Origin of the sequence: Lysinibacillus sp. NPDC058147 (assembly GCF_042884205.1) — a bacterium.
Classification (GTDB): Bacteria; Bacillota; Bacilli; order Bacillales_A; family Planococcaceae; genus Lysinibacillus.
In genome coordinates this window covers 335,868-345,156 of record NZ_JBHVUJ010000003.1, presented here as the reverse complement: position 1 = coordinate 345,156, position 9,289 = coordinate 335,868, and the positions used below count along the sequence as shown (strand labels likewise).

The window sequence follows — 9,289 nt, the reverse complement described above, 5'->3', positions numbered from 1 at the left end:
ATCAAGTGGAATTTCTAATAGACTTTGTCCTATCACCGAAAGTTGGGTGTGACATTTTGCTAAAACGTATGTAATGTATATAAGTTGATTGTAGTGGAGGTTGGGCGACTCCTCGGGGATTAGCCAATAGAGGAACGAAGGCTGAAACCATCACGTCCTGTGATAACGCCTTCGTGACCAACATCGTGTTGGCCCGAGACCCTGCAGCGAAGCGAAGCGGCTCATCGAACGCCCCCAGGAAGCTCTGCTCTGTGCGAAAGCGAAGCGACAGCAACAACAAAGCGCCCAGCCGGAACGGAAATCAACCCCACATTATGATGTAGCGTTACAATTAGACAAGGTATAAGCCTTAAATATAGAAATGAGGAACATAACATGGCAATTAAAAAAGTTGTAGAACATCCAGCAAAGGTATTATCAACACCGTGCGCGGAAGTAACAGAAATTAATGAAGAAATAATTACATTATTAGATGATTTATATGACACAATGGTTGAATACGATGGCGTTGGTATTGCAGCACCACAAATAAATGTAGGATTACGCGTTGCAATTGTCGAGCTTGGTGAGGAACGAGATATTTTAGAAATGATTAATCCAACTATTATCGAAACGGATGGAGCCGAAGTAGATATTGAAGGATGCTTAAGCTTCCCAGGATTATACGGTGAGGTTGAACGACCTGACTATGTGAAAATTGAAGCGTGTGACCGTGAAGGACGAGTATATGAGCTAGAAGCGGGAGGCTTTGATGCAAGAGCGATTATACATGAAATCGATCATTTAGATGGCGTGTTATTTGATTCAAAAATCAAACGTATTGTCACTGAAGAAGAGCTTGAAGCAATGTACGCTGAAGAGGAGGAATAATATGACTTCAATAATTTTTATGGGAACACCTGATTTCTCCGCGCCAATTCTGCGTATGCTACATCATGAAGGCTATGATATTAAAGCTGTAGTTACACAACCAGACCGTCCAGTTGGGCGTAAACGTGTGCTAACACCACCACCTGTTAAGGCAGCAGCTATGGAGTTAGGTTTACATGTCATTCAGCCTGAAAAGCTACGCGGTTCTGGGGAATTGCAGCAAATTATTGATTTACAGCCTGACCTAATCGTCACAGCTGCTTTTGGACAAATTTTGCCGAAAGAATTACTAGATGCTCCACCGCTTGGTTGCATTAACGTCCATGCGTCACTTTTACCGAAGTATCGTGGCGGAGCACCTATCCACCAAGCAATTATTGATGGTGAAAAAGAGACTGGTGTAACAATCATGTATATGGAGCAAAAGCTTGATGCTGGTGATATCGTATCTCAAAAGGCTATTCCAATTGAAGAGGATGATCATACGGGTGGACTGTTTGACAAGCTTAGTGTTGTAGGGTGCGAATTATTAAAAGATACACTTCCTTCTATTATAAATGGAACAAATAATCGTACAGTGCAAGATGAAGCACAAGTAACCTTTGCTAGCAATATTTCACGTGAACAGGAACGTATCGATTGGACAAAGGATGCTACAACTTTATACAATCAAGTGCGTGGTCTTCATCCATGGCCAGTTGCCTATACAACATTTGAAGATGGAAACTTTAAAATTTGGTGGGCAAAGGTTGGCGAAACAAAGCACGATACTACACCCGGTGAAGTTGTTGCGATTTCAAAGGATCATTTTGAAGTTGCAGCAGGAAATGGTACAACACTTGCCTTGTATGATGTACAACCAGCTGGTAAAAAGCGCATGACAGCAGAGGAATACTTGCGTGGTACAGGTTCTAAATTACAGATTGGGGACCAATTTAAATGAGTAAAAAAAGCGTAGTAATTTGGGATGGAAATGTGCGTGATGCTGCACTTTCTATTCTGTTAGCAGTAGATAAAAATCAAGCCTATAGTAATTTACTTTTAAATGAAACAATAAAGCGCCATAAAATTGAAGCAAAGGATCGTGCACTTTTAACAGAAATAACGTATGGCACTCTACAATATAAAATGACACTTGACTACTATTTAGAGCCCTTCATTCGTGGCTCGGTGGATCATTGGGTGCGTTGGCTGTTACGTTTATCTTTATATCAAATGCATTATTTAACGCGTATACCACCACATGCAGCGGTGAATGAAGCTGTAGAAATTGCTAAACGTCGAGGTCACCAAGGCATTGCTTCAATGGTCAACGGTATTTTACGATCTATTTTACGTCAAGGTGTAGCTTCTACTGATGAAATTAAAGATCCAATTGAGCGCCTTGCTATTGAAACGAGTCATCCTGAGTGGTTAGTACAGCGCTTTGTCGATAACTACGGTATTGAAGTAGCAGCTGAAATGTTACATGAAAATAATGTACCTCCGGTGCAAACTGTACGTGTAAATACAACGAAAGCAAGCGTTGAGCAAGCGATTGCTAGCATAGAAGCTGAAGGATTATCAGCGAAAAGAAGCGATCTAATGCCTGAATGCTTACATGTAACAAATGGCCAACCAGCTCGAACAAAGGCATTCCAAGAAGGGCTTATAACTATTCAAGATGAAAGCTCCATGATTCCAGCAAATGTTTTGCATCCATCTCCTGGCATGCGCGTCTTAGATATGTGTGCAGCTCCAGGTGGAAAGACAACACATATAGCAGAGATTATGAAAAATGAAGGTTCGATTTTAGCAACCGACCTTCACCCTCATAAATTAGATTTAATCGACCATAATACGGATCGTCTAGGGATTGATATAGTAGAGACTGCTCCGGTTGACGGACGTAAAGCACCAGATTTTCTACAATTAGAATCATTCGATGCTATTTTAGTCGACGCGCCTTGTAGTGGTTTAGGTGTTATGCGCCGCAAGCCAGATATTAAATATACAAAGCGTGAGGAAGATTTAGAAAACCTCCAAAAAATACAATTAGCGCTATTAGATGCTGCAACAAAAGTATTGAAAATAGATGGTAAGCTTGTGTACAGTACATGTACAGTCGATAAAAGAGAAAATGAAGGTACTGTAGAGGCCTTTTTAACAACGCATCCAGAAATGGAAGCTATACAACTAGAATCTTTACCAACAAAATTAGCGGAAAAGCAAGCAAATGGCATGCTTCAAGTCTTTCCACAAGACTTTGGCAGTGACGGTTTCTTCGTTGCCGCCTTTCGTAAAAAAGGAGGATCCAACTAATGGTGGATCAAGATAAATTTAATGAGCGTATAAACGACTTAGTTGTTGAAGCAGAAGACAAGCCTGTTCGACGTGCAAAAAAAGAAAAACCAAATTTAAAGGAATCGGTATACTCATTACAGCCGAAACAATTAGAAGAATGGTTAACGGAAAACGGTGAAAAATCGTTCCGTGCAGCACAAATTTTTGATTGGCTTTATAATAAACGTGTAAAAACATTTGAAGAAATGTCTAACCTTTCAAAGGGATTACGTGAAAAGCTTGAAGCAAGTTTTGCATTGACGACATTGTCAACAATTATTCAACAGGAATCAAAAGATGGTACTATCAAGTTTTTATTCCAATTACAAGATGGCTATTCGATTGAAACTGTATTAATGCGTCATGAATATGGGAACTCTGTTTGTGTAACGACACAAGTAGGCTGCCGAATTGGCTGTACGTTTTGTGCATCAACTTTAGGTGGATTAAAACGTCACTTACTAGCAGGGGAAATTGTAGAGCAAGTTGTCAAAGTACAACAAACTTTAGATGAATTGGGCGAGCGTGTGTCACATATCGTCATTATGGGTATTGGAGAACCTTTCGATAATTATGATGCGATGATGAACTTCTTAAAAGTCATCAACCATGAAAAAGGGTTAAATATTGGTGCGCGTCACATCACTGTCTCCACATCAGGAATTGTTCCTAAAATTTACGAATTCGCTGAGGAACAGCTACAAATCAACTTTGCAGTATCCTTACACGCACCGAACCAAGAGGCTCGTCAAAAACTAATGCCAATTGCACGTGCTTACAAATTGGATGAATTAATGGAAGCTGTTCGTTACTATACTAAAAAAACTGGCCGACGTGTAACTTTTGAGTATGGTTTAATGTCTGGTGAAAATGATTCAGTTGAAATTGCAGAAGAATTATCTGCATTAATAAAAGGAATTAAATGCCACGTGAACTTAATTCCTGTAAACTACGTACCCGAACGTGATTATGTTCGCACATCCCGTAGTCAAATCTTTGCCTTTGAAAAAACATTAAAGAAAAATGGTATTAACGTAACGATCCGCCGTGAGCAAGGTTCTGATATTGCTGCTGCGTGTGGTCAATTACGTGCGCAAGAGAGATCTGAAGAGACGAGGTGACCAGTGTTGGAATACACAGTCGAAAGTGATATTGGGTTAAAACGAGCAATCAATGAAGACCGCGCGGCATTTTTTAAACGTCCAGACGGGCTTGCACTAGCACTTGTAGCGGACGGCATGGGTGGTCATAATGCTGGCGATGTAGCGAGTGATATGGCGATGAAAAAGATAGAATCCGTTTTTTTACAGGCAGAGGCACATCATTTTGCATCAACAACAACAAAAAAAGAATGGTTATTACAAGCAGTCAAGCAATTGAATAAAAGTATATACGACTATTCTTTATCACATGAAGACTGTAAAGGAATGGGCACGACGTTTATTGCAGTGTTAATTGAAAAAAATCATTGTTATATCGCACATGTTGGCGATAGTCGTGTGTATTATTTCTTTGATGATGGTGCACAACAAATAACAAGAGATCACTCCTATGTAAATGTTCTGGTTGAAAATGGTGAAATTAGTGAAGAGGAGGCGTTGACGCATCCGAAGAAAAATTTCATCTTAAAAGCTGTTGGTACAGAAGAAACGATTGAACCAGACTTTTACGAAGTTGATTTAGCATCAGAATCGTATTTACTCATTTGCTCTGACGGTTTAAGCAATAAACTTACAGTGTATGAAATGGCATCAATTATTACGTATCCAGATTCAATAGAAGAAAAAGGACGAAAACTTGTGGAATTAGCAAATGCAAGCGGGGGGGAAGACAATATCTCCCTCGTGCTAGTCACAAGGCAAGATGAGGAGGTGTAAGTATGCTTGTAGGTAAACGAATAAGTGACCGCTATAAAATTATAGAGCTTATTGGTGGCGGTGGTATGTCCAATGTTTATTTAGCACATGACATGATTTTAAACCGTGATGTAGCGATCAAAATATTACGCTATGATTTTACCAATGAAGATGAATTACATCGACGTTTCCAACGTGAAGCACTTTCTGCTACAAGCCTTACACATCCAAATATCGTTAGTATTTATGATGTAGGTGATGATGGTGATCTACATTATATTGTGATGGAATATGTCCAAGGAAAAACATTAAAGCAGTACATACAGGAATTTGCACCAATTTCTCCTGCTAGAAGTGTGCATATTATGAAGCAGTTAACATCAGCAATTGCCAATGCTCATGAAAATCATATTATCCATCGTGACATAAAACCTCAAAATATTTTAATGGATGCTGAGGGCAATGTGAAAATAACTGATTTTGGCATAGCGATGACACTTAGCGCAACGTCATTTACACAAACGAACTCCGTGCTTGGAACGGTGCATTATTTATCACCAGAGCAGGCTCGTGGTGGTACGGCAACAAACAAATCTGATATTTATGCGCTGGGAATTGTTTTATATGAATTATTAACAGGGGAATTGCCATTTTCAGGAGAGTCAGCTGTTTCGATCGCACTTAAACATTTACAATCCGAGACACCGTCAGTTCGTGCATTCGATGCTACAATTCCTCAAAGTGTGGAAAATGTTGTGCTAAAAGCTACGGCGAAAGATGCTTCTCATCGTTATTCAACTGTAGAAGAAATGCAAGCAGATTTAGAAACAATTTTATCGCCAAATCGTATCAATGAACCGAAGTTTGTCATACCGGAAGATAATGAAGTGACAAAGGCTATTCCGATTATAAGAGAGCCAGTTATACGTAAAGACGAAGATTTAACGAAGACAAGAGCAATTGAACCAATTACGCAGTCAAAGCCGAAACCCGAGGCTAAAAAGCCAGTTGAAAAGGCAGCACCTGTAAAGAAAAAGAAAAAGAAAAAATGGCCAATAGTTGTTACTGGACTAGTAATAGCAGCTATCGCTATCTTCCTATTCGTTTACTTTGCCACAGATTCATTTAGCCCGAAAAAGATACCTATACCTAGTGTGGCTAATATGACAGTTGAGGAAGCTACGAAGAAATTAGTGGCAGAAGGTTTTACTGTTGGTAAAGAACCTCAGGAGCGTTATGATGAAGACGTTGAAAAGGGTAAAGTCATTGAAACAGACCCTGCGGAGAGTACGGAGCGTATAAAAGGTACGGAAATAGATTTAATCGTTAGTCTTGGAGTAGAAACGACGAAAGTGGAAGATTATAGAGGACAGCAAATCAGCCAAGTTCGATCAATGTTAAAGGATAAATTTTTAGAGCCAGAAATTAAGTCTGTGCATTCAACAGAGCCAGAAGGAACAATTATTGATCAAGAACCGAAACCTCAAGAAGAAGTAATTGCTAAAGATACAACGATGAAATTTACTGTAAGCGCCGGAGTGCAAATGGTTACCGTAGATAATGTTGTGAATTACACAAAGGCTGAAATGGATGAATATGTAAGTAGGAAAGGTTTAAAATGGCGTATTTCTTCAGAAAACTTTAATGATACAGTAGCTGCCGGGAGTGTTATTTCACAATTGACAAAACCTGGGACTGAAGTTGAAGTAGGATCTACAATAGCGGTAGTTATAAGTAAAGGACCTGCCGAAAAACCTAAAAAAACTGTGGTAAAAACTGTGGCTGTGAAAATACCATATGAACCAGCTGAGGAAGGTATGGAGCAAAATATTCGTATTGTGATTCAAGATAAAAACCATACAATGTCATCAGCAGCTGATTCATTTACTATTACGGCTGATACAGACTATAAAATACAGCTTGTCATTGAAGAGGGCCAAATAGGCGCATATAAAGTTATACGTGATTCGGAAATCATTGCTGAAGATAGTTTCAGCTCTGATGATGTTAAATAAGGGGGAATTGGATGGCGCAAGGCCAAATTCGTAAAGCATTAAGTGGTTATTACTATGTATATGATGGAGAACAACTAGTACAATGTCGAGGACGTGGGGTATTTCGCAATCGCGGGGAATCCCCACTCGTTGGCGACATGGTAGAATATACTCTGGAAACAGAAGGCTCGGACGGTACTATCCGAAAAATTATGGAACGTCAAAATGAATTAGTACGTCCTCCAATAGCCAATATCGATCAAGGTATTTTAGTGTTTTCTGTCAAAGAACCTAATTTTAATACAATTTTACTGGATCGTTTCTTGGTTGTTTTAGAGTCATTTCATGTTCATCCGATTATTTGTTTAACAAAGTTGGATTTGCTAGAAGACCATGAACGTGAGGAATTGCAAGGCTATATAGCAGATTATGAAAGCATGGGTTATACCGTGCTACAAACCTATAAGGATGAAGAAGAATTAGTTGATCGTCTACAGCCGATTTTAAAGGAAAAGACTTCTGTATTAGCAGGGCAATCTGGAGTTGGGAAATCCACACTACTAAATACTTTGATTCCAGATTTAAATTTAAAAACCGGAATTATTTCACAAAGCTTAGGACGTGGGAAACATACGACTCGCCATGTCGAATTAATCGAAGTATGTGACGGCTTATTAGCAGATACTCCAGGATTTAGTTCATTTGATTTTGATGAAATAGAAAAAGAAGAATTAGGTGCATGCTTCCCTGAAATGGCCCGTATTGCAGATGATTGTAAATTTAGAGGCTGTTTACACTTAAAGGAACCTAAATGTGCAGTAAAGGCAGCGGTAGAAGCGGGAGAAATTCGTGACTATCGTTATAAACACTACGAACAATTTATGCAAGAAATTATGGATCGAAAGCCGAGGTATTAATGATGATACAAATAGCACCATCAATTTTAGCAGCTAACTTCGCTAAATTAGGAGAAGAAGTAAAGGAAGTAGAAAAGGCGGGGGCACAGCTTATTCATATCGATGTTATGGATGGTCATTTTGTGCCAAATATTTCTTTTGGCTCTATCGTATTAGATGCCATTCGTCCTTTAACTGATTTACCGCTAGACGTTCATTTAATGATTGAAAATCCCGATCAATATATTGAACAATTCGCTAAGGCAGGAGCGGACTATATTACGGTGCATGTAGAAGCTTGCCGCCATTTACACCGTACGATTCAATTAATTCGCTCATATGGAGTCAAACCTGGTGTTGTATTAAATCCTCATACACCAATAGAATCTATTCAACACATTTTAGAAGATATTGATATGGTGTTATTCATGACAGTGAATCCAGGGTTTGGTGGACAAAAATTCATTCATTCTGTTGTGCCAAAAATTGAAGCATTAGCAACTATTATTAAAGAACGTAATCTAGATATTGCTATAGAGATCGACGGTGGCATTAATGCAGAGACAATTATTCCTTGTGCAAAAGCAGGAGCAACAATTTTTGTAGCTGGCTCCGCTATTTATAGTAAAGAAGATCGTTCCGCGGCCTTACAAGAAATTTTAGCCGCTGGTGAGGCAGCGATTCAAGGATGACAGTAGTCGTTGTTTGTGCAGGTGGACCAAGAGAGGAACTCTGTTCATTTAGTCCGTATATAGAGCAAAGTGATGTGTTATTTATCGGTGCAGACCGAGGAGCACTATACTTAATCGAACAAGGAATCACACCACATGCCATAGTAGGAGATTTTGACTCACTATCGCAAGAGGAGTACGAGTTGGTGATGGCACATACAAATGATAGACAACGATTCCAGGAAGAAAAAGACGAAACTGACACAGACTTAGCGTTATTAAAAGCTTTGACCTATACACCGCTAGAAATTGTACTTACAGGTGTTACAGGTGGACGTTTAGATCATTATGAGGCAGCAGTTCGTTCGATTTATCGTTTACAAAAAGAGCATCCACAGGTAGTATTGAAGATTATTAATCATGCAAATATGATGCAATTTTTAATGCCAGGCAAGCACATCATTGAAGCAGACGAGCAATATCGTTATTTGTCTTTCTTTGCACATGAAGAGCCGATTAAAGATGTGACATTAAGACAAGTAAAGTATGAAACAACAAATGAAGAAATCTCTCTCGGTACATCTCGCTTCACAAGTAATGAAATAATAGGGAATTCAGGGTCTATATCTTTCTCGCAAGGCATATGTTTAATGATAAGAAGCATAGATTAGCGTAAGGGG

The 9,289-nt window shown here is 39.1% G+C and carries 9 protein-coding genes; all 9 read left to right on the top strand.

The features are described from left to right. The first annotated feature begins 375 nt into the window (after positions 1-375). The 9 genes from def to ACFVT8_RS11160 are packed head-to-tail and all read left to right on the top strand — an operon-like array spanning position 376 to position 9,280. The gene (gene def / locus ACFVT8_RS11200) at positions 376-870 is read left to right on the top strand and encodes a peptide deformylase (protein ID WP_387079901.1); all 495 of its coding nucleotides are present in this window, start codon (positions 376-378) and stop codon (positions 868-870) included. Position 871: 1 nt separating this feature from the next. Beyond that, positions 872-1,813 (top strand): methionyl-tRNA formyltransferase, encoded by a 942-nt coding sequence (gene fmt, locus ACFVT8_RS11195; protein ID WP_387079903.1) that lies wholly within the window; start codon positions 872-874, stop codon positions 1,811-1,813. Continuing rightward, on the top strand, positions 1,810-3,171 hold the full coding sequence (gene rsmB, locus ACFVT8_RS11190) for a 16S rRNA (cytosine(967)-C(5))-methyltransferase RsmB (protein ID WP_387079905.1): 1,362 nt from the start codon (positions 1,810-1,812) through the stop codon (positions 3,169-3,171). Before fmt ends, rsmB begins: the two co-directional genes overlap by 4 nt. Then, a complete protein-coding gene (gene rlmN / locus ACFVT8_RS11185; protein ID WP_387079907.1) occupies positions 3,171-4,313 on the top strand; it encodes a dual-specificity RNA methyltransferase RlmN in 1,143 nt (380 codons plus the stop codon). The genes rsmB and rlmN overlap by 1 nt, the downstream gene beginning before the upstream one ends. Positions 4,314-4,319: 6 nt before the next feature. Beyond that, positions 4,320-5,069 carry a Stp1/IreP family PP2C-type Ser/Thr phosphatase gene (locus ACFVT8_RS11180; protein ID WP_387081475.1) on the top strand — a complete coding sequence of 250 codons (750 nt, stop codon included), beginning with the start codon at positions 4,320-4,322 and terminating at the stop codon, positions 5,067-5,069. A 2-nt stretch (positions 5,070-5,071) separates the two neighbouring features. Next, entirely contained in the window at positions 5,072-7,063 is a 1,992-nt protein-coding gene (gene pknB, locus ACFVT8_RS11175) for a Stk1 family PASTA domain-containing Ser/Thr kinase (protein WP_387079909.1), read from the top strand. 11 nt (positions 7,064-7,074) lie between these two features. Then, entirely contained in the window at positions 7,075-7,959 is an 885-nt protein-coding gene (rsgA, locus tag ACFVT8_RS11170; RefSeq protein WP_387079911.1) for a ribosome small subunit-dependent GTPase A, read from the top strand. 2 nt (positions 7,960-7,961) lie between these two features. Further along, complete coding sequence (rpe, locus tag ACFVT8_RS11165) at positions 7,962-8,630, top strand: ribulose-phosphate 3-epimerase (protein WP_387081476.1); 669 nt, start codon at positions 7,962-7,964, stop codon at positions 8,628-8,630. Next, positions 8,627-9,280, top strand: a complete 654-nt coding sequence (locus ACFVT8_RS11160; protein ID WP_387079913.1) for a thiamine diphosphokinase — start codon at positions 8,627-8,629, stop codon at positions 9,278-9,280. The genes rpe and ACFVT8_RS11160 overlap by 4 nt, the downstream gene beginning before the upstream one ends. The last annotated feature ends 9 nt before the right edge of the window (positions 9,281-9,289 follow it).

Coding starts and splice junctions, on each gene's coding strand:
- def (WP_387079901.1), top strand. CDS start 376: ATGGCAATTAAAAAAGTTGTAGAACATCCAGCAAAGGTATTATCAACA.
- fmt (WP_387079903.1), top strand. CDS start 872: ATGACTTCAATAATTTTTATGGGAACACCTGATTTCTCCGCGCCAATT.
- rsmB (WP_387079905.1), top strand. CDS start 1,810: ATGAGTAAAAAAAGCGTAGTAATTTGGGATGGAAATGTGCGTGATGCT.
- rlmN (WP_387079907.1), top strand. CDS start 3,171: ATGGTGGATCAAGATAAATTTAATGAGCGTATAAACGACTTAGTTGTT.
- pknB (WP_387079909.1), top strand. CDS start 5,072: ATGCTTGTAGGTAAACGAATAAGTGACCGCTATAAAATTATAGAGCTT.
- rsgA (WP_387079911.1), top strand. CDS start 7,075: ATGGCGCAAGGCCAAATTCGTAAAGCATTAAGTGGTTATTACTATGTA.
- rpe (WP_387081476.1), top strand. CDS start 7,962: ATGATACAAATAGCACCATCAATTTTAGCAGCTAACTTCGCTAAATTA.
- ACFVT8_RS11160 (WP_387079913.1), top strand. CDS start 8,627: ATGACAGTAGTCGTTGTTTGTGCAGGTGGACCAAGAGAGGAACTCTGT.